This is a genomic window from Stenotrophomonas sp. AS012628, assembly GCF_010608305.1.
GTDB lineage: Bacteria > Pseudomonadota > Gammaproteobacteria > Xanthomonadales > Xanthomonadaceae > Stenotrophomonas > Stenotrophomonas geniculata.
On record NZ_VMBJ01000001.1, the window covers coordinates 184,811 to 204,709 of the forward strand.

Genomic DNA, 19,899 nt, shown 5'->3' on the forward strand with positions numbered 1-19,899 from the left:
ACTAGCTCGAAAGCAGCCCCTTCGCCAGAAGCGTGATCCGGGTTGCCGCATTGAGGTCGTACGCACCCAGATCCTTCGGTTCCACCCAGGCATGGGCATCAAACTCTTCGTTGATCGTAACGTCACGGTTCCGTGCCTCGCAGTCGAAGATCAGGTAGATCATGTGAATCTGCTCGCTGGAACCGTCCGGATAGAGCTTGGTGCGGATGTCGTCGCGGAAGGTCCATGGTTGAACGGCACCGATCTGCAGTGCGTGCCCCAGCTCTTCGCGGATCTCCCGACGGAGGCCTTCCTCGATGCGTTCGTCGGGCCCCAGCCCGCCGCCGGACAGTGCCCATTGGCCTGGGAATGCACCACGGTGCAACGGCATGCGGCACAGCAGATAGGCGCCCTGGTTCTGGATCAGCGGGCATACGATGACGCGTTGTCTCACAGGGTCTTCCTTGATGCTGGACAGGTGCTGGAAGGATTGTATGAAACCCGGCGGCATCCCGATGGGTTGCAATTGATTTAGTGTGGCAGGCCACAACGAATCTGAGCGGCGCGCCGGCTTCACATGCTGCCGCCGGTCACTTCGCAATAGTGCGGGGGTCCTCGTTGTTCGAGTGGTTCATGTCCCCTCCTCCTGCGCCCGTACATCACCTGCCCCGGCGACGGCGCATTGCCATCTACATCCTGCTGGGCTTGTATGTTGCCTACCTCCTGGCCGGCAACATCTTCCTCAACACGCCACTGTTCGACCAGGTCACCAACCGCAAGCCACACAAGTTCGTGATGACCACGGGCCCGGCCATCACCCTGCTGCCCGGCCACGTGATCGCCTGGAACGTGCACATGCGCGGCCACGTCAACCACACCGTCTACGTGCTGCATGCCGACCGGGCAAGCGCCAGGCTGGCAGTCCTGCCGCTGTTCCAGCGCGAAGTGCGGGTTCCGCGCCTGCAGGCCACGGGCGTATCGGCCGAGATCAGCCGCGTTGACGAGGCCATTCCGCCGCCCCCGCGCAGCGACCAGGGCTGGACGCTGCGTTTCGATGCCATCCACAGCGACAGCATCCGCAGCGCCCGTTTCGGCAAGTTGCTGATCATCGGCAAGGGCCAGGGCACGGTCGGCTTCATCAAGCAGCTGCGCGGTGGCCCCTCGGAACTGCTCGATTCAACCGTCACGTTCAAGGGTGCGGACACCAGCTTCGATGGCGTGCAGGTGCTGGATGACATGAACCTTGCCGCACGCTTCAGCTATCCGCGTCATTACCGGGACCAGGCGCCGGGGCTCGCCAAACTGAAGATCCTGCATGCCCAGCTGGACGTTGATGCACGCAGCCAGGGACTGCGCATGGATACGGATGTCACAAAGCCGAAGATCTCCAGCGCGCCCGTGCCCGGCCGCCTGCAGCTGGCGCTGCACCTGATCGACGGCCAACTGCAGCCCAGGGACCACGCGCTGTGGCAGGTGCCGCTCTACCTGGGTGACGGCGCCCCCGATCGCGGCGTGCTGGCCCTGCAGCTCAACGTGGCCAACGACCTGCGCCTGCAGGCCCGCCTGCCGCCAAAGCCCGGCTCAGGCAGCGAAGTGGACGCGGACCTGCACATCACAGGCCGTGATATCCCCTTCCAGGACCTCGCTCAGTTGTTGGAGCGCAGTTCCGGCACGGTGCGCGGCGAATGGACGTTCACCTCACTCAACTGGATCCCTGCCCTGTTCGTCCGCAAGCCGTGGCTGCAACTGGACGGCGGCGGCACACTGAAGGCCGACCTGCGGCTGCGCAACGGCGAGCTGAGCGAAGGCAGCACGGTGGACATTCCCTCTGCCGAAGCAGTTGCCGAGGTCGCCGGCGTCCGGCTTGCCGGTGCCGCCAGCGCGCACGGGGAACTGAAGTCAGGCGCTCCAAATCTGGCCCTGCTTGCCGTCCGCCTGCCCCGCTTCACCGCGCGTCCCACCGATGCCAAGGACGTTCGGCTGTTCGATGGTCGTGATCTGGCGCTGGATCTGACCGGCGACGGTCGCCTGCAGGAGCTGCGCAAGGGCGTGCGCGCGCACCTGAGCTTCAGCGAAGCCACCATTCCAGATCTGTCGGCCTACAACCGTTATCTCGGTTCAAAACAGGTGCGCCTGCTGCGCGGCACCGGCTCACTCAGCGGTGATGCCACCCTCGATACCGATGGCCGCGTTGGCCATGGCACGGCCCGGCTGTTGGGGCGCAACGCCAGTGCCAAGGTGGCGGGGCTGGACATGGGCGGCGACGTCGACGTGAACGCAACGCTGCGCCGGGGCGACTTCAACCAGCGTCATTTCGACCTGTCCGGCACCACGGTCGAGCTACGCAACGTGCAGGTGGCGGGTACGGAGCGCGCAACCGCCTGGAAAGGCCGCGCGGCCTTCAAACGCGGCCGTATCGATGCGCAGTCGCCATTCCAGGTGGACGCCACCACGGATCTGGATCTCAGCGATGCCCGTCCGTTGCTCGCGCTGTTCGCAGAGCGCACCGACTACCCACGCTGGACGCTGTCCCTCCTCGATTCCGGCCAGGTGCAGGCACAGGCGACGCTGCGCTGGCGCCCTGGCCATCTGGTCATCGATGGACTGCAGGCCGAGAATGATCGCCTGTCGGTACGCGCGCGGCTGGATCTTCTGGAACAGCGCAAACGCGGCGATCTCTACCTGCGCTGGGGACTGCTGGGTGCGGGCATCGAGCTGGACGGTGACCGGCGCCAATGGCATCTGTCCAAGGCACGTGAGTGGTTTGATCAACAGCCTTCCCTGCTGCCGGCAAGCCAGGGCACGAGCGCCGCCGGCTCTTCAGACTGAGAAGGCCCGCAGCCTGCATCCATTCGCGGCCTCTGTGCGTATACGGGAGCATGCGCATCAGGGAGCTGTACGGTATGAAGCGGAGTTCACAGATTTCAGGTCTTCTGGGATGGGTGACGATCACCTTCGCGGCGGCCGCCCTGGGCGCGTGGGCATCCACATCGGCGGCCACCTTCTACGCCACCCTTGCCCTCCCCGGGTGGGCACCACCGGCCAGCGTCTTTGGCCCGGTGTGGACGCTGCTTTACGCCATGATGGCGATTGCCGCGTGGCTGGCCTGGCGCGAACGTGGCTGGCGTGGGGCACGACCCGCGCTGGTGCTCTATCTGGTGCAGCTGGCCGTCAACGCACTGTGGAGCTGGCTCTTCTTCGGCTGGAGGCTGGGCGCGCTTGCCTTCGCCGACATTCTTGTATTGATTGTGCTGGTGTGCGCGACGATCGTCACGTTCGCGCGCACCCGCCCGATTGCGGGGGTGCTGCTGCTCCCTTACCTGGCCTGGATTTCGTTCGCCTCGGCGCTCAACTTTGCGGTATGGCGAGCCAATCCCGGACTGCTGTGACAAGGTCGCCTGCCGCTCACGCCTGGGCAATGGCCTGCGGGCGCCAGGTCCGCAGCAGGGCCGGCTTGAATGCCTGCTGGCCGCAGCCGGTGGGGCACCGCACCACCCGTGCCGCAGTATGGCTGACCAGGCCCCGCCCTTCTTCCGCCTTGAAGATCGTCTCGCAGGACAGGCAACGGGCAACCAGCGAGTACAGGTGCAGCAGCCGGCCACTGGCGGGATCCTGCAGCGCATCTACATCCAGCAGTTCGAACTGGCAGCTGTCAGCCAGCATGCGGTACGGGGACAGGGGCGCGGGCTGCAGGTTCACGGGGCGGTCGCTCAGGGAAGTGGATCCACTCTAGGCAATGACCTGTCGAGCTGATGTGCAGCGGAGATGTATTCTTCGCGAAAACTGCAAGTGCTCGACCTCGTCCCCACATGAAGAATTCAGCTTGGACAGAAGCACGCTTCACACGCATACACTGGTAGGCGAATGCATGATTTTGCTTCACCATTGAGGGGTACCGGATGTACCACTGGGCCTTTCCAGCCATCCACGAATGATGAGTCCCGCCCTTGATGCCTTCTGCTGAGTCCGCGCACGACACTGCCTTGTCCAGTTGCGCGCGCGAACCGATCCACACCCCCGGCGCGATCCAGCCCTATGGTGTGCTCCTGGTCGTTGAACCGCAGTCCCTGCAGGTGCGCGAGCGCGCCATCAGCCATCCCGGCCTGCTGCAGCAGTTCGGCGAACCGTTGACGCAGCATGTCAGCGAGGTGTTTGGCGGCGTGCTGGCGCCGTTCCAGGGCCTGTTCCAGCAGGCCGTGATCGGCAGCAGTGCACATGTCGGTGCCGTGCATCTGGATGGCCACGGCCGGCATCAGTTGCTGGTGCACCGTTCCGCCAACGATCTGCTGGTCGAACTGGAAGCACCGGTTCCCGGCCAACCGGGCTCACTGGAGGAACTGTATCCGGCCATCCGCGAGCTGATGACCGGCATTGAATCGGCGGCGACCGTGGAAGACCTGTGCAGGCTTGCGGCCGCGCACATGCGGCGGCTCACCGGCTTTGACCGCACCCTGGTCTATCAGTTCGATGCCGGCTGGAACGGCATCGTGGTGGCCGAGGATGGCAACGGCCTGTTGCCGTCCTACCTGGACCTGCGCTTCCCTGAGTCGGACATTCCCGCGCAGGCCCGCGAACTGTATCGGCGCAACCGGGTCCGCCTGATTGCGGACAACAACTACACCCCTGCCCCGCTGATGCGGGCCGAGGACCATCGCGACGCGCCGCCCACCGACCTGAGCCTGGCCGTGCTGCGCAGCGTCTCGCCGGTACACCTGCACTACATGCGCAACATGGGAACCGGTGCGTCGATGTCTGTATCGTTGGTGCATGAAGGCCGGCTGTGGGGCCTGGTGTCCTGTCACACCGTGCAGCCGCGCCGCCTGCCCTACCACGTGCGCACTGCCTGCGAGTTCATGGGCCAGATCCTGTCGCTGCAGATTGCGTTGAAGGAGCGTGCGCGTGCGATCGAAGAGCGCGTGGCCCGGCGTTCTGTGCTGGTCAAGCTGCTGGCACGCATGGCCGGTGATGAGGACTTCATGGCCGCGCTGCGCGACGACGAGGCCAGCCTGCTGTCGCTGACTGGCGCGGCCGGCGCGGTGATCGTGCACAAGGGCGATTGCCTGCGTGTCGGCCAGTGCCCTTCTGCCAGCGACGTGCTGGCCCTGGCGAATTGGCTGGCCACGCAGCAGGCCGGCCAGGAAACCTACTGCACCGATCACCTGGCAGCCGAATGGTCACCTGCCGCGCACCTGGCCGACGTAGCCAGCGGCGTGCTGGCGGTGTCCATTTCGCAGTTGCATGACAGTTACCTGATGTGGTTCCGGCCGGAAGTGGTGCGCACCGTGCGCTGGGGTGGCGATCCCCGCAAGGAAGCAGCACCGGGCGTGGCGCTGTCTCCGCGCAACTCGTTCGAGGCCTGGAAGGAGACCGTGCAGCAGCGCAGCCTGCCGTGGAGCGATGCTGACTGCGACGCGGCACACGAGATGCGCACGGCCATCGTCGATATCGTGTTGCGCAAGGCCGAGGAAATGGCCGAACTGAACGAGCAGCTGCTCCGCAGCAACAAGGAACTGGAAGCCTTCTCCTACTCGGTCAGCCACGACCTGCGCGCTCCGTTCCGTCACATTGTCGGTTATTCCGAACTGCTGGGCAGCTCGGCGGGCGAGCGCCTGAACGATACCGAGCGCCGCTTCCTGGACACGATCGTGGAATCGGCCAAGTCCGCCGGAACACTGGTGGATGACCTGCTCAGCTTCTCGCAGATGGGGCGCTCCACCCTGGGGCGTGTGCGGATGGACATGACCGCGCTGGCCGAGGATGTGCGCCGGAGCCTGGCCCTGGACTACGCCGGCCGCGACGTACAGTGGACGCTCGCACCGCTGCCGGAGGTCGAAGCCGATCCGACGATGCTGCGCCTGGTCTGGCAGAACCTGCTGGCCAACGCGATCAAGTTCACCCGCGAGCGCGACCAGGCTGTTATCGAGGTCGGTCACGAACGCAGCGACGACGAAGACCACTTCTTCGTGCGCGACAACGGCTGCGGCTTCGACATGCGCTACGTCGACAAGCTGTTCGGCGTGTTCCAACGCCTGCATCACGTCGAAGAGTTCGAAGGCACGGGCATCGGCCTGGCCAATGTACGCCGCATCATCAGCCGCCATGGCGGCCGTACCTGGGCCGAGGGCGAGCCCGGCAAGGGCGCCACCATTCACTTCACCCTACCCCGTTCCACAGGAGATCACCCATGAGGGACCTGCGGCCGATCCTCCTGGTTGAGGACAGCCCCAAGGATGCAGAGCTGACTCTGGCCGCATTGTCGCGCTGCCAGTTGCTGAACGATGTCATCCATGTACGCGACGGCGCCGAAGCGCTGGACTACCTGCGCTGCGAAGGCAAGTTTGCCGGCGCCATGCACGGCGGCCCGGTGGTGGTGCTGCTGGACCTGAAGCTGCCCAAGGTCAACGGCCTGGAGGTGCTGGAACAGGTGCGTAGCGACCCGGATCTGAGCAGCACGCCGGTGGTGATGCTGACCTCTTCGCGTGAAGAGCAGGACCTGGTTCGCAGTTACGAACTGGGCGTCAACGCATTCGTGGTCAAGCCGGTCGACTTCAAGGAGTTCTTCGACGCCATCCAGGGGCTGGGCATGTTCTGGGGCATCACCAACCAGCCGCCGCCGCATCGGCCCAACGGCTCGGGGCAGCACAATGCGTGATGGATCGCGCCGCAGCGAGCGCCTGCGCATCCTCATGCTGGAGGACAGCGCGCTTGATGCGGAGCTGATCAGCGCACAGTTGCAGCGCGCCGGCCTCGACTTCGAGGCCGAGCGCCTGTGGACCCGCAATGCGTTCATCGAGGCCATCGACAACCGTGCGTTTGACGTGATCCTCGCCGATCATGTCCTGCCAGGCTTCGATGGTGACGCAGCACTTGCCTTGGCACGCGAACGCGTGCCGCAGACGCCTTTCATCTTTGTTTCCGGCACGCTGACCGAGGAACTGGCGGTACAGGCACTCACGCGCGGTGCGCGCGACTACGTGGTGAAGCAACGCCTGCAACGCTTGCCCGATGCGATCCGCCGCGCCCGCCAGGAGGCGCGCGAGCGTACCCAGCTGGCCAATGCGCAGGCCGCGCTGAACGAAAGCCAGGCCCAGCTGCAGCAGGTAACCGATGCCGTCCCGGCGCTGATCGCCCAGTTGGACAAGGACCATCGCTACCGGTTTGCCAACAAGGCGTTTCTGGACTGGCACGGATTCAGCCTTGCAGAACTGTTGGGGCGCGCGGCACGGGATGTCAGCGGGACTTCTGCCTTCGAGCACGCCCTGCCCAGCCTGGAGCGGGTATTGCGGGGCGAACGCACCAGCTTCCAGGTCGAACTGATCCACCGCAGCGGCGAATCACGGTTCGTGCAGATGGACTGCGTGCCTGAGCAAGCCACCGATGGCAGCGTGGTCGGCTACATCTGCATGGGCAGCGATGTTTCACTGTTGAAGAAGGCCGAACTGGCGCTGCGCGAGGACAACCAGGTACTCGAACGACAGGTGCAGGCGCGCACCACCGAACTGAGGGCCAGCAAGCGGCGCCTGCAGGCGATCTTCGAATCCAGCTTCCAGCATCAGGTGCTGCTGGATCTGTCCGGACGCGTGGTTGATGCCAATGACGCGTCACTGGCCGCGGTGCTGGCAGACAAGGGGGACGTCATTGGCCAGCGCTTTGGCGAATCGATCTGGTTCGGCACAACCGATGGCATCGGCGCGCTGATCGACCGGGCCGTCGCCGCAGCCGTACAGGGCCGGAGTTCGTTGCATGCACTGGAGCTGGAGCTCCCGACCGGCCGGCGCAGCTTCGATTTCTCGTTCCGTCCGCTGCTGGATACCGAAGGCGTGGTCACAGCCGTGGTTTCCGAGGCGGTGGAAACCACCGCGCGGCTGCAGGCTGAACATGCGCTGCGCCAGTCACAGAAGATCGAGGCGGTCGGCCAGCTCACCGGCGGCATCGCGCATGATTTCAACAACATCCTTACGGTCATTTCCGGCAACGTTGAGCACGCCATGCTGCTCAACGAGCGCGCAGGCGAACCCGGTGCGATGGTCAGCCGTGCGCTGGACAATGCGCTGAAGGGCGTGGGCCGTGCCGCCAGCCTGACCCAGCGCCTGCTGGCCTTTGCCCGACGCCAGCCGCTGCACAGCCAGGCCGCCAACCTCAACGAGCGCCTGCTGGACATGCACGACATGCTGCAGCGTGCGCTGGGTGAGCTGGTGCAGCTGGAGATCCGCAGCGCGCAGGACATCTGGTGCGTGGAGATCGACGTCAGCCAGCTGGAGGCCTCCGTACTGAACCTGGCGGTCAATGCCCGCGATGCGATGCCACATGGCGGCCGGCTGGTGATCGAGGTCGACAACAGCCACCTCGACCACGATTACGCCGCCCTGTTCCCGGATGCAACGCCGGGCGAGTACGTGATGCTGCGGGTGCGCGACAACGGCCACGGCATGGACGCGGCTACCCTGGCGCGCGTGTTCGAACCGTTCTTCACTACCAAGCAGGTCGGCCGCGGCACCGGGCTTGGTCTGTCGATGGTGCATGGCTTCGTCAAGCAGTCCGGCGGCCACGTGCTGATCGATTCGGTGGAAGGCGGCGGCACCAGTATCACCATGATGTTCCCGCGCTCACCGCTGGCCCTGCCCTGCGAAGCACGTGCGCCGCAGGTTGGCCTGGCCGGTTACGCGCCGCGCGAGGAAACCGTCCTGGTGGCCGAGGACAACGACGATGTGCGCGCGCACACGGTTGATTCACTGCGCCTGCTGGGCTACCGCGTACTGGAAGCGCATGACGGACCATCCGCGCTGAGGTTGCTGGAGCGGCCGGACACCAGGGTCGACCTGCTGTTCTCCGACGTGGTGATGCCCGGCATGTCGGGCTGGGAGCTGGTCCGAGAGGTCCGCGAGCGCTGGCCAGAAATTGCCGTGCTTTTCACATCGGGCTATCCACGCGACCACGAAGCGGTGGGCAGTCAGGGGCGGTTCCCAGCGCTGCTGCCGAAGCCGTTTACCCGCAGTGACCTTGCGCAGGCGGTACGCACCGCGCTGGACGCTGCCGCGCACTGAGCTCACGCGGCCGGATCACGCATGCCTGCCGCGATCCGGTTGATGTCCGCGCACTCCACCGTCGCAGGCGGATGCTCTCTTCCGGCCAGTGCGATCATCGCCTGGCCCACCGCCAGATTGCTGGTGACCAGTGAAGGGACGAGTGCGCCAGCCAGTTTCATCAACGGCGCGCCACCCCAGTACAAGGGCTTGAGCACCGCGTGGCGCGTGCCGGTTCCCGATACCGGCCGCACGCCGCCCGGGCGCAGCATCACGGTACGCACCGGCTGGGCCTGCAATGCGACCTCGGTCTCGCCCTTGATCCTCAACGGCATCAGCCGGCTCCGAGGGTCCGCACCGGCACCGGATACATACAAAAAAAACCCTTCGGGATTCGCAGCCGCCCAGGCACGGGCCACCGCCAATGTCGTGTCCAAGGTCACGCGCCGGTATTCGGCCTCAGTGGTGCCGACCGGTGGTGCGCCGGCGCAATAGAAGCAGGCATCGAACCCGGCCAGTTCTTCCAACCGCCCCTGGATACGCAGGAAGTCCGGAACGATCAGTTCGCTGCCGGCACCGCTCAGACTTCCCGGGTGGCGGACCAGCGCTGTCAGGCCGGACACATGTGGTGAGCGTTGGCAAGCCAACGCCACACCCTGCCCGACCAGGCCTGCGGCACCGGTCAACAGAATCCGTAATGCGCCCGTCCCGGCCATCGTCGCCCCCGCTAGAGTTTCACGAAACGCTGGATCTTCCGCGCCAGCCAGCCACTGAACACCAACGGCGCATCCAAGGCGGACACGCAGATGCAGGGAACCCCGGGCGCAGTCACCGGCTGATGCTCCACGTCTTCATCCAGATCCGCCACGTCGCCGGGCGCGAACAGCCCCAGCGCATCGTTGTACGAGCCCCGCAGGATCTGGGTCAGCTCGCTGCGGCCGTGGCTGTGCATCGGCAGGCACTTGCCAGGGGCGATCTTCAGCATGATCAGCGAAGGCATCTGCTCTGCACGGATGCAGTGCACACCCGGCGCCATCCAGCGCCAGCGCAGGCCACTGAGCGACGCACCGAAATACGGGTGAAGCGAAGCAGGAAGATGGTCCGGATCGGCCTCGGGCCGCTCCTTCGGCACGGGGCGTGCGACCCCAGCCATGGCCATCGGCGCTTCCGCGGCCAGTTGCATCAGCATCGCCTCACGCAGCTGTTCGCGTCGCGTGTCGGCTGCGGGTGGCTGGGTCTGCTCCAGCAGCACCGAGCCGATCGCCTCTGCGTCGCGCAGGCGGTGACGGCAATGCGGGCACTGCTCCAGATGAGCACCGGCCACGATGCTCAATGGCGCCGGCAGCGCGCCGGCGGCATAGCTCATCAGGGTGGATTCGTGCAAGTGGTGATGCGGGTTCACGACGCACCTCCCACTTTGGCCTGTAGTTGCAGAAACGCGCGGCGCAGGTGTGATTTGACCGTCCCCAGCGGCATGCCCAGCGCCTCTGAGATCTCGCTGTGGCTCTTGGCCTCGAAATAGGACATCCGCACCAGCCGCGCCTGCACCGCGGGCAACTCGTTGATGCGCTGGCGCAGCCGTGCCTGGTCTGCGAACTGCTCGGCGCTGCTGCGCTCGATCACGTCAAGTGTGGCAGCATCCTCCACCGCTGACTGCACCTGCATCCAGCTTCGCTCGCGACGGATGCGATCGATATGCAGGTTCCGCGCAATCCGGTACAGCCACGTACTCAGCGCGCCCTGGGCCGCATCGTAGTCGGCCGCTCGCAGCCACAGGCGCAGCAGGCATTCCTGCGCCAGTTCCTCGGCAACCGCATCCGGTGCACCCAGGCCGCGCAGGTACACGCACAATCGCGGCATGAAGTAATCGTAGATCCGCATGAAACAGTCGCGGTCGCGCAGCCGCGCCACGCCGTCCATGTCACCGGCCCAGTTCGTCGGCTCGCTGCTCGGCTGCTGGGAACTGGACACGGTGCGTGCGCTATCGAAGTTGAGGAGTGTGCTGGCGGCGTCAGGGTACATCTGGGTTCGCGGCGGGCGGGTGAAGGTCTGTCCTCTGTACGCGCAGGGGCAGCAACTGGATGCAGCCGGCGCTGTGCATCCAACCGGCCGCCGCTGCCGTACGCCCTGAGCCCTCCCTTCCGGATCACGACCCATGCGCACTGCCTGGCTGCTGCTGTGCCTGCCTCACGCCGCGCTGGCGGCACCCTGGCTGCGAAGCGAGGGCGTGGCCACCTCCGCGCAGGGCGGCATCCTCTACCGTGAAGTGCACTGGCGGCGCGAGGCAACGGAGGGCGCCGAGCGCTGGGTGCTGTACCAGTGCCCGGGTGGTCAACCCTTCGCCCGCAAGCATCTGCCCGCCAGCGCCCGGCCGCAGGCACGGGGCTATTCGCTGGAGGACCGCCGCAGCGGCCAGACCGCCGAGGTAGACGCCACTGGCGACTCAGTGTCGATTGCATGGAAGGAGGATGCCGCCAGTGAGCTGCGTCGGCGCCAGCTTGAACTGCCGCCGGATGCGGTGATCGATGCGGGGTTTGATGCCGCGGTCCGCCTGCACTGGCCGGCGCTGCTGCGCGGCGAACGCGTCAGCCTGCCGTTCCTGGTGCCAGGGCGGCAGCGCTACTTCCCGGTGCAGGTGCGGCGGTCGGGCTCCATTCGCTGGCAAGGCATCGACGCCCAGGCGATCGAGGTCAGTCTGGACACCTGGTACGGCGGCATCGTGCCGCGCCTGTCGCTGGTCTATGCCAGCGCCGACCGCCGCCTGCTGGAATTCCGCGGCACCAGCAACCTGCGCGATGCCCGCGGCAGCTACCCGCAGGTGACGGTGCGCTTCAGCTCGCCAGCTGCCGAGCGACCGGCAGGTGACTGGCAACAGGCGTGGGCGCAGCCCCTGGTCGAGCGTTGCACCGTGACGCCCAGGTGAAGCGAAATTTAGTTCGAAGTGGCGCATCCATTGCGCGCCCTGCTGCGTAAAGCAGGACACGACACCCGCCGAGATCCGCCATGGCCTCTGTAGCGCCCCTCCCCCGTCGACGCTGGCGCCTGCTGCGTACGTTGCAGCGGTGGGTGGATACCAGCAACGCCACAGAGACCACCGGCGAACAGCCAGGACGCATCGACTGGATGCGCGCGGTACCCTTTGCACTGATGCACCTGGCCTGCATCGCGGTGATCTGGGTAGGCGTGTCATGGACGGCGGTCGTCATGGCCACGGCGCTTTACGCAGTGCGCATGTTCGCCATCACGGCGTTCTATCACCGCTACTTCTCGCACCGCACCTTCCAGGCATCGCGTCCGGTGCAGTTCGTGTTCGCAGTCATCGGCGCCTCCAGCGTGCAGCGCGGGCCGCTGTGGTGGGCTGCCCATCATCGCCACCACCATCGGCATGCCGACCAGCGGCTGGACCCGCATTCACCGCGCGAAGGCGGCTTCTGGCGCAGCCACATGGGCTGGTTCCTCACCCGCGAGGCCTTCGCCACCGATCTGTCGCGGGTACCTGACCTGGCGCGCTTCCCCGAGCTGCGCTGGCTCGACCGCTTCGATACGGCAGTGCCGGTACTGCTGGCCGCAGCGCTGTACGCGCTGGGAGCTGGACTGGAACGCTGGGCGCCCGACCTGCAGACCAATGGCCCGCAGCTGCTGGTGTGGGGCTTCTTCATTTCCACCATCGTGCTGTTCCATGCCACCGTCACCATCAATTCGCTGGCGCACCGCTTTGGCCGCCGCCGCTTCGAGACCCGCGACGACAGCCGCAACAACCTGTGGCTGGCGCTGCTCACCTTCGGTGAGGGCTGGCACAACAACCATCATTTCTTTCCCGGCACTGTGCGCCAGGGCTTCCGCTGGTGGGAAGTGGACCTGACCTGGTACGGGCTGCGCGCGATGGCGGCGCTGGGCCTGGTCAAAGGGCTCAAGCCCATCCCCGAGTGGGTTCTGGCCAAGGCGAGGTACTGAGATGCGCATCGCGGTCATCGGCTCGGGTATCGCGGGGCTGGCCAGTGCCTGGTGGCTGGATGGCCAGCACGACGTCACGCTGTTCGAGGCCAACGATTACCTCGGCGGGCACACCCATACCCACGACGTGCAGGTGGCGGGCAGAGGCATGGCGGTGGATACCGGTTTCATCGTCTTCAACCCCCAGCACTATCCCTTGCTGACGGCGCTGTTCGACGAGTTGGGCGTGGCCTCGCAACCGACCACGATGAGTTTCTCCATGCACAGTGAGCGCAGCGGTGTGGAGTACAACGCCACCTCGCTGGATGGGCTGTTCTGCCAGCGCCGCAATCTGGTATCGCCGCGCTTCTGGGGCATGCTGGCCGACCTGCGCCGGTTCTATCGCGACGCGCCGTTGCTGCTGGCCGAAGAAGACGGTCCCACGCTCGGCGAGTACCTGCGCAGCCAGCGCTATGGCGAGGCGTTCATCGACGAGCACCTGCTGCCGATGGCCTCGGCGCTGTGGTCCTCGCCGACGGCTACCGTGCAGGCGTTCCCGGCGCGCTACCTGGCCCAGTTCATGGCCAATCACCAGATGCTGCAGATGACCGGGCGGCCAAGCTGGCGGGTGGTCAGCGGGGGATCGACGCGCTACGTGGATGCGCTGCGTCGCCGCTGGCGTGTGCATGAGCGGCTGCAATGCCCGGTCAGCAGGGTCGAACGCATGCCCTGGGGTGCACGCGTGCACAGCAGCGCCGGCGTGGAGGCCTTCGACGAAGTGATCCTGGCCTGCCACAGCGACCAGGCACTGGCGTTGCTTGCCGACGCAGATGCCATCGAGCGTGAGGTCCTCGGCGCCATCCGCTATCAGTCCAACGAGGCGGTGCTGCATACCGATGCGTCATTGCTGCCGCGCAACCGCAAAGCGTGGGCGGCCTGGAACGCGCACGTGCCACAGGATCGCGCGGCGCCCTGCACGGTCAGCTACTGCATGAACCTGCTGCAGGGCCTGCCGGGCGACATCCCCCTGGTAGTGACCCTCAACCGCAGAGAGGCGATCGATCCGGCCAAGGTGCTGCGGACCCTGCATTACGCGCACCCGGTACACGACCACGCTGCAGTGCGCGCACAGCAGCGCTGGGCGGAACTGCAGGGCCGCCGCCACACATGGTTTGCAGGCGCCTATTGGGGCTGGGGCTTCCATGAGGATGGCATCCGCAGTGCCCGCCGCGTGGTCGATGCCCTGCAAGCCTGCGCTCCACATCGGCTGGCATCCGCCTCGGTTGAGGTGGCGGCATGAGTGCCAGCGCACTCTACATCGGGCAGGTGATGCATCGCCGGCATCATCCGCATCCGCATGCGTTCCGTTACCCGGTTGCACAACTGCTGCTCGACCTGGATGAACTGGAGACCGTGTTTGTTGGGCGCTGGCTGTGGTCGGTCAATCGCCGCAATCTGGCCGAATTCCGCCGCAGCGACTACTTCGGCGACCCCGCCCGGCCACTGGCCGATGCGGTGCGCGACCACGCTGCAGGCACGCTCGGCTACCGGCCGACCGGCCCGGTGCGCCTGCTCACCCATCTCCGCTTCGCCGGGCATGTCTTCAACCCGGTCAGCTTCTACTACTGCTACCAGGCCGACGGCCGCACGCTGGACTGCATCGTAGCCGAGATCACCAACACGCCCTGGAAGGAACGACACACCTATGTGCTGCCGGTCGCTACCGCCACGCACGAAGGCAGTTCACTGCGTTGGCAGTTCGACAAGTGCTTCCATGTCTCGCCGTTCATGCCGATGGACTGCCGCTACGACTGGCGGTTCAACCGCCCGGACCAGGACCTGCGCGTGCACATGCAGGTCTGGCGCGACGGCGTGCGCCAGTTCGATGCCACCCAGGCCATGCAGCGACGTGCCCTGGATGGCCGCGGACTGGCCCGGGTTCTGGCCTGCTATCCCCTGATGACCACCCAGGTGGTGGCCGCCATCCACTGGCACGCACTGCGGCTATGGCTGAAGCGCAACCCCGTACACGACCACCCCACCCTTGCCGGGAAACCGCGATGAACTCGATGACACCTTCGGTGGCCCTGCCGCGCCCCGGTGCGCTGGACGCCTTCCTGCGCCGCCGCCTGCTGGCGCAGCTTGCCCCCCTGCGCGACGGCCGCCTATGCGTGCGCGATGCACTCGGCGAAGTCTGGCTGGGCGACGCCCGTGGCGAACTGCATGTCACTGTCACCATCAATGACCCCGCGTTCTATCGCAAGGTTGCTGCCCAAGGCAGTGTGGGCGCAGGTGAAAGCTATATCCAGGGCGAGTGGCACTGCGATGATCTGGTCGCCCTGATACAACTGCTGGTACGCAACCGCGAGCTGCTGGACGGCATGGAGCAGGGCCCGGCCCGTGTGGCTGGCTGGCTGCTGCGCGGATGGAACCGGCTGCACCGCAACAGCCGTGAGGGCAGCCGGCGCAACATCGCCGCCCACTACGACCTGGGCAACGATTTCTTCGCCCTGTTCCTGTCGCCTGACCTGATGTATTCGTCGGCGCTGTTCACCAGCGAATCCGAATCGCTGGAGTCCGCCTCGCGCCGCAAGCTGGACCGCATCTGTCAGCAGCTGCAACTCAAGCCCGGCGATCGCGTAGTGGAAATCGGTACCGGCTGGGGTGGCTTCGCGGAGCACGCGGCGCGGCACTACGGCTGCCATGTCACCACCACCACCATCTCTGCCGAGCAGCATGCGCTGGCCACCGAGCGCGTGCGGGACGCAGGACTGCAGGACCAGGTCACGTTGTTGATGCAGGACTACCGCGACCTGCAGGGCCAGTTCGACAAGCTGGTATCGATCGAGATGATCGAAGCGATCGGCGCCGAATACCTGGACACCTACATGGCCACGCTGCAGCGACTGCTGAAGCCCGATGGTGTTGCCCTGCTGCAGGCCATCACCATCGAGGATCATCGCTACGAGCAGGCCCGGCGCAGCGTCGACTACATCAAGCGCTATGTGTTCCCGGGCAGCTTCATCCCATCGATCAACGCGATCATGGCCGCCAAGACGCGTTCCAGCGACCTGCAGCTGATCGCCCAGCAGGACTTCGGCCATTCCTACGCGCTGACCCTGCGCGCCTGGCGCCAACGCTTCCTTGCGCAGCTGCCTGCCGTGCAGGCGCAGGGGTTCGATGCCCGCTTCTGCCGCCTCTGGGATTTCTACCTGGCCTACTGCGAAGGCGGCTTCCTGGAGCGTTCGATCGGCGTCTCGCATCTGTTGTTGGCGCGCCCGGGCCATCGGCCCGCGGGCGCACCGGGTGAAGGCAACTGAAATGCGCCGGTTCTGGCCCAATCTGCTTGGCAACCAGCTGGTATGGCTGTGCGCGGTAGCCGGCGCGGGCCGCGGCTGGCAGTGGCCTGCGTTGCTGGCCGCGTCGCTCTACATCGGCAGCCAGCTGCTGGCGTCGGCGCATCCGCGACTGGACCTGCGGCTGCTGGTGCTTGCGCTGGCCTGCGCCTGGCTGGTCGATGCCACTGCGGCCGCCAGCGGCACCGTGCGCTACGCCGCTGCCCCGCCGGGGTGGGCGCCACCGCTCTGGATCATGGCCTTGTGGGCGGCATTCGCCATGACCCTGACCACCTCGATGCGCTTCCTTCAGCGACACCCTGCCCTGCCGCCTCTGTTCGGCCTGCTGCTGGCGCCACTGGCCTACCTGTCGGCCGCGCGTGGATTCGATGCGGTGCAGTTCAACAGCCCGATGTGGCATGGCGTCCTGGTGCTGGGCGCAGGCTGGGCCATTGCGCTTTCCCTCTTGTGCCGCGCCGCCCGTGGCGGTCCGCGTTCCACGCCACAACCACCTCTGGTCGGAGCGTCATCATGATCAACCTGCTCTGGGTGCTGCTCTACGCGGTACTGGTGATGAGCTGGGGCTGGGCCTGGCAGCGCCGCCACCACAACATCGGCGTTGTGGACGTACTTTGGGCCAAGGGCGTGGGCGCCGCCGCGCTGCTACTGGCGTTGCTGGGCGAGGGTGCGGTCACGCCACGGGTGGCGCTGGCTGTGCTCGGTGGCCTGTGGGGCGGTCGCCTGGCCCTTCATCTCTGGCACCGGGTCCGGCACGAAGAAGAGGACGGGCGCTATCGCTACCTTCGTGAGCACTGGCAAGGACACCAGGGAAAGATCTTCGGGTTCTTCATGGCACAGGCACTGCTGGTGGTGCTGTTTGCCCTGCCCTTCGTCGCGGTCGCCGCCAATCAAACCGCAGGCACGGCACCCTGGGTGATGGCGGCTGCGCTCGTCTGGCTGCTGAGCGTGGGCGGAGAATCGCTGGCCGACCAGCAGCTGGCCCGGTTCCGCGCCAACCCGGCGAACAAGGGCCGCACCTGCCGTGATGGACTCTGGCGGTATTCCCGCCACCCCAACTACTTCTTCGAGTGGCTGCACTGGTTCACCTACGTGCTGCTGGCCGTCGGCTCCCCGCTGTGGTGGCTGGCCTGGCTCGGCCCCGTGCTGATGTATGTGTTCCTGCGCTATCTCAGCGGCATCCCGTTCACCGAGAAGCAGGCCCTGCGCAGCCGCGGCGACGACTACCAGGCCTATCAGCGCAGCACGCCGATGTTCTTTCCCTGGTTCCCCCGCCCTTCCAAGGAGCATTCCGCATGAACGCGATCCCCTCACTGAATCCTGCCGAAGACGCGGAAACCGGGCTGATCGCCTGGGCCGAACGCGGGCTGGTCCCCGATGCGGCGCTGCGTGCCGGCATCCGCCGCTTGTGCGCGCGACGCCTGCATGAGGAAAGCGAGGGTGGCATCGAAGGCCAGTCGGCGCGCTTCAGCCGGAGCATCGCCGAGCTGGCCGACAGCCCACTCGCATTACACACCGACGCAGCCAACCGACAGCACTATGAAGTGCCAGCAGCCTTTTTCCAGGCCTGCCTGGGCAAGCGACTGAAGTACAGCAGCTGCTACTACCCAACCGGGCGCGAAACGCTGGACCAGGCGGAGGACGCGATGCTGGAACTGTACGGCCAGCGCGCAGGCCTGGCCGATGGCCAGCAGATTCTCGAACTGGGATGCGGCTGGGGCTCACTGACCCTGTGGATGGCAGAACGCTACCCGCAGGCCAGCATCACCGCCGTTTCGAATTCGCACAGCCAACGCCAGCACATCATGGCGCAGTGTGAAGCCAGGGGGCTGCGCAACGTCGAGGTGATCACCCGCGATGTCAACCAGCTTGAGCTGCCCACGGCACGCTTCGAGCGCTGCGTGTCGGTCGAGATGTTCGAACACGTGCGCAACTACGAGCGCCTGCTGGCGCGCATCGCGCAGTGGCTGAAGCCAGACGGTGCGTTGTTCGTGCATATCTTTGCCCATCGCACGCTGATGTACCCGTTCGAAACCGAGGGTGGCGACAACTGGATGGGCCGCCATTTCTTCACCGGCGGACTGATGCCGGCCGCCGATACCCTTCTGCATTTCCAGCGCGACCTGCGGCTGGATCAGCGCTGGTTGCTGGACGGCACCCACTACCAACGCACCGCCGAGCACTGGCTGGCCAATCAGGATGCGGCACGCGACCGGGTGATGCCGATACTGGCGGCGACCTATGGGCCGGCGGCTGCGCGCATCTGGTGGCAACGCTGGCGGATGTTCTGGATGGCATGCGCCGAGCTGTTCGGCTACGACGACGGCCAGCAGTGGCTGGTGGCCCACTACCTGTTCCGGCCCCGCTGAGGTGTGACATGCGAAAGTTTCCACTGCTTCCCCTGATCGCGATCGGCCTGTTCGGTTCCGGCTGCAGCTCCAGCGACACGCGCCCACTGCCGCGTCCGTCATCGGTGGATGTGCCGCGTTTCATGGGTGACTGGTACGTGATCGCGCATATCCCATCGCGCCCTGAACGCGAGGCCTTCGACGCCGTGGAGAGCTATGCCCTGCGCTCCGATGGGCGCATCCAGACCACCTTCACCTATCGCAAGGGCAGTTTTGATGCGCCACAGAAGTCGATGCACCCCATCGGCCGTGTCGAGAAGGAAGGCAATGGCGCGATCTGGGGCATGCAGTTCATCTGGCCGATCCAGGCTGAGTACGTGATCGCCTGGCTCGACGAAGGCTACCGCCAGACCATCGTGGCGCGAAGCAAGCGTGATTACGTCTGGTATATGGCCCGCACCCCGCAGGTGTCGGACAGAGACTACCAGCAGGCAGTCGAGCGGATTGCGGCGATGGGTTACGACACCCGCACGCTGAGGCGGGTGCCGCAGTCGGTGCGATGACACCGCACCCTCGTCCCCGGTGGATCGTCCTGGAGCAACAATCGATCATCAATCATTGCAACGTGGTGCTTTCACCATGCGCCCTTCAGATACGATGCTGGGCAAGCCAGCAGGGTCTGAACGGATACACGATCGATGGACAGCACTCCGGACAATACCATCACAGCCTCCTGGAATGGCTTCGTCGTCCGGCAGATCCTTCCGTGCGATCTCGACCTCATCTGTGCCCACCGTGAAGCGATGTTCCGTGAGAGCGGCCGGAGCGAAGAGGTCCTGCAGCAGATGGCCGCCCCGTTCCGTAGATGGCTGGAGCCGCGCCTGATGTCGGGCGACTACTTCGGCCATGTCCTTTCCGACAATGGACAACCCATCGCAGGCATCGGCCTGATGCTGATCGACTGGCCGCCCCACCCCGCCCATCCAGAGCAGGACTCGCGCGGCTACGTACTCAATGTCTACGTGGACCCCGGCTACCGGCGTCGCGGCATCGCCCGCCAGCTGATGAAGCTGGCCGACCACGCGTTCGCCGGGCGAGGGGTGGCCTACGCGGTGCTGCACGCTACTGCCCAAGGGAAGCCCCTGTATGCCGATCTCGGATGGGCTGCGACCAGCGAAATGGCCCGCGACCTGCGCAGCGGGGGCGACGTGCCCTGAAGGGCCTGACTGTGGCCTGACGATCCACTGCATCAATCGGCAACAC

Annotated in this window: 20 protein-coding genes; 15 read left to right on the forward strand and 5 right to left on the reverse strand. The window is 66.0% G+C overall.

The features are described from left to right. Window position 1: 1 nt before the first annotated feature. On the reverse strand, window positions 2–433 hold the full coding sequence (gene nudI / locus G5A07_RS00865; RefSeq protein WP_191862380.1) for a nucleoside triphosphatase NudI: 432 nt from the start codon (window positions 431–433) through the stop codon (window positions 2–4). Between the two features lie 179 nt (window positions 434–612). Here nudI and G5A07_RS00870 point away from each other — a divergent pair, with 179 nt between their 5' ends. Together G5A07_RS00870 and G5A07_RS00875 are read left to right on the forward strand one after the other, a co-directional pair. Then, window positions 613–2,808, forward strand: coding sequence for a hypothetical protein (locus G5A07_RS00870; RefSeq protein WP_191862382.1), 2,196 nt, complete (start codon window positions 613–615; stop codon window positions 2,806–2,808). 74 nt (window positions 2,809–2,882) lie between these two features. Beyond that, window positions 2,883–3,368, forward strand: coding sequence for a TspO/MBR family protein (locus tag G5A07_RS00875; protein WP_029550759.1), 486 nt, complete (start codon window positions 2,883–2,885; stop codon window positions 3,366–3,368). A gap of 16 nt (window positions 3,369–3,384) precedes the next feature. Here the strand turns inward: G5A07_RS00875 and G5A07_RS00880 are convergent, their stop codons facing one another. After that, on the reverse strand, window positions 3,385–3,678 hold the full coding sequence (locus G5A07_RS00880) for a hypothetical protein (RefSeq protein WP_010485774.1): 294 nt from the start codon (window positions 3,676–3,678) through the stop codon (window positions 3,385–3,387). A gap of 251 nt (window positions 3,679–3,929) precedes the next feature. Here G5A07_RS00880 and G5A07_RS00885 point away from each other — a divergent pair, with 251 nt between their 5' ends. Genes G5A07_RS00885 through G5A07_RS00895 form a run of 3 tightly spaced genes read left to right on the forward strand, consistent with a single transcriptional unit; the run spans window position 3,930 to window position 9,023 of the window. Beyond that, window positions 3,930–6,167: an ATP-binding protein gene (locus G5A07_RS00885; protein ID WP_191862383.1), complete on the forward strand. Its 2,238-nt coding sequence runs from the start codon at window positions 3,930–3,932 to the stop codon at window positions 6,165–6,167. Then, a complete protein-coding gene (locus G5A07_RS00890; RefSeq protein ID WP_010485778.1) occupies window positions 6,164–6,631 on the forward strand; it encodes a response regulator in 468 nt (155 codons plus the stop codon). Before G5A07_RS00885 ends, G5A07_RS00890 begins: the two co-directional genes overlap by 4 nt. Next, window positions 6,624–9,023, forward strand: coding sequence for a response regulator (locus G5A07_RS00895; protein ID WP_191862385.1), 2,400 nt, complete (start codon window positions 6,624–6,626; stop codon window positions 9,021–9,023). The genes G5A07_RS00890 and G5A07_RS00895 overlap by 8 nt, the downstream gene beginning before the upstream one ends. 2 nt (window positions 9,024–9,025) lie before the next feature. Here G5A07_RS00895 and G5A07_RS00900 read toward each other — a convergent pair whose 3' ends face one another. The 3 genes from G5A07_RS00900 to G5A07_RS00910 are packed head-to-tail and all read right to left on the reverse strand — an operon-like array spanning window position 9,026 to window position 11,024. Beyond that, window positions 9,026–9,718, reverse strand: a complete 693-nt coding sequence (locus G5A07_RS00900; RefSeq protein ID WP_049481247.1) for an oxidoreductase — start codon at window positions 9,716–9,718, stop codon at window positions 9,026–9,028. An 11-nt stretch (window positions 9,719–9,729) separates the two neighbouring features. Then, window positions 9,730–10,404, reverse strand: a complete 675-nt coding sequence (locus G5A07_RS00905) for a ChrR family anti-sigma-E factor (RefSeq protein WP_019337473.1) — start codon at window positions 10,402–10,404, stop codon at window positions 9,730–9,732. Next, window positions 10,401–11,024 (reverse strand): sigma-70 family RNA polymerase sigma factor, encoded by a 624-nt coding sequence (locus G5A07_RS00910; protein ID WP_019337472.1) that lies wholly within the window; start codon window positions 11,022–11,024, stop codon window positions 10,401–10,403. Before G5A07_RS00910 ends, G5A07_RS00905 begins: the two co-directional genes overlap by 4 nt. Before the next feature lie 133 nt (window positions 11,025–11,157). Here G5A07_RS00910 and G5A07_RS00915 point away from each other — a divergent pair, with 133 nt between their 5' ends. The 10 genes from G5A07_RS00915 (at window position 11,158) to G5A07_RS00960 (ending at window position 19,853) form a co-directional block, all read left to right on the forward strand. Beyond that, entirely contained in the window at window positions 11,158–11,925 is a 768-nt protein-coding gene (locus G5A07_RS00915) for a hypothetical protein (protein ID WP_019337471.1), read from the forward strand. Between the two features lie 80 nt (window positions 11,926–12,005). Beyond that, complete coding sequence (locus tag G5A07_RS00920; RefSeq protein ID WP_164191988.1) at window positions 12,006–12,956, forward strand: acyl-CoA desaturase; 951 nt, start codon at window positions 12,006–12,008, stop codon at window positions 12,954–12,956. Between the two features lies 1 nt (window position 12,957). Then, entirely contained in the window at window positions 12,958–14,235 is a 1,278-nt protein-coding gene (locus G5A07_RS00925; RefSeq protein ID WP_019337469.1) for an FAD-dependent oxidoreductase, read from the forward strand. Next, window positions 14,232–14,999 carry a DUF1365 domain-containing protein gene (locus G5A07_RS00930; RefSeq protein WP_049409823.1) on the forward strand — a complete coding sequence of 256 codons (768 nt, stop codon included), beginning with the start codon at window positions 14,232–14,234 and terminating at the stop codon, window positions 14,997–14,999. Before G5A07_RS00925 ends, G5A07_RS00930 begins: the two co-directional genes overlap by 4 nt. Beyond that, window positions 14,996–16,255, forward strand: a complete 1,260-nt coding sequence (locus G5A07_RS00935; RefSeq protein WP_109814627.1) for a cyclopropane-fatty-acyl-phospholipid synthase family protein — start codon at window positions 14,996–14,998, stop codon at window positions 16,253–16,255. The genes G5A07_RS00930 and G5A07_RS00935 overlap by 4 nt, the downstream gene beginning before the upstream one ends. 1 nt (window position 16,256) lies before the next feature. Further along, complete coding sequence (locus G5A07_RS00940; protein WP_043395683.1) at window positions 16,257–16,805, forward strand: DUF2878 domain-containing protein; 549 nt, start codon at window positions 16,257–16,259, stop codon at window positions 16,803–16,805. After that, a complete protein-coding gene (locus G5A07_RS00945) occupies window positions 16,802–17,587 on the forward strand; it encodes a DUF1295 domain-containing protein (protein WP_010485798.1) in 786 nt (261 codons plus the stop codon). The genes G5A07_RS00940 and G5A07_RS00945 overlap by 4 nt, the downstream gene beginning before the upstream one ends. Next, window positions 17,584–18,657: a class I SAM-dependent methyltransferase gene (locus G5A07_RS00950; RefSeq protein WP_171954271.1), complete on the forward strand. Its 1,074-nt coding sequence runs from the start codon at window positions 17,584–17,586 to the stop codon at window positions 18,655–18,657. The genes G5A07_RS00945 and G5A07_RS00950 overlap by 4 nt, the downstream gene beginning before the upstream one ends. Window positions 18,658–18,665: 8 nt before the next feature. Then, entirely contained in the window at window positions 18,666–19,199 is a 534-nt protein-coding gene (locus G5A07_RS00955; protein ID WP_019337464.1) for a lipocalin family protein, read from the forward strand. 135 nt (window positions 19,200–19,334) lie between these two features. Beyond that, window positions 19,335–19,853, forward strand: coding sequence for a GNAT family N-acetyltransferase (locus G5A07_RS00960; RefSeq protein WP_057502829.1), 519 nt, complete (start codon window positions 19,335–19,337; stop codon window positions 19,851–19,853). Window positions 19,854–19,899 lie beyond the last annotated feature (46 nt).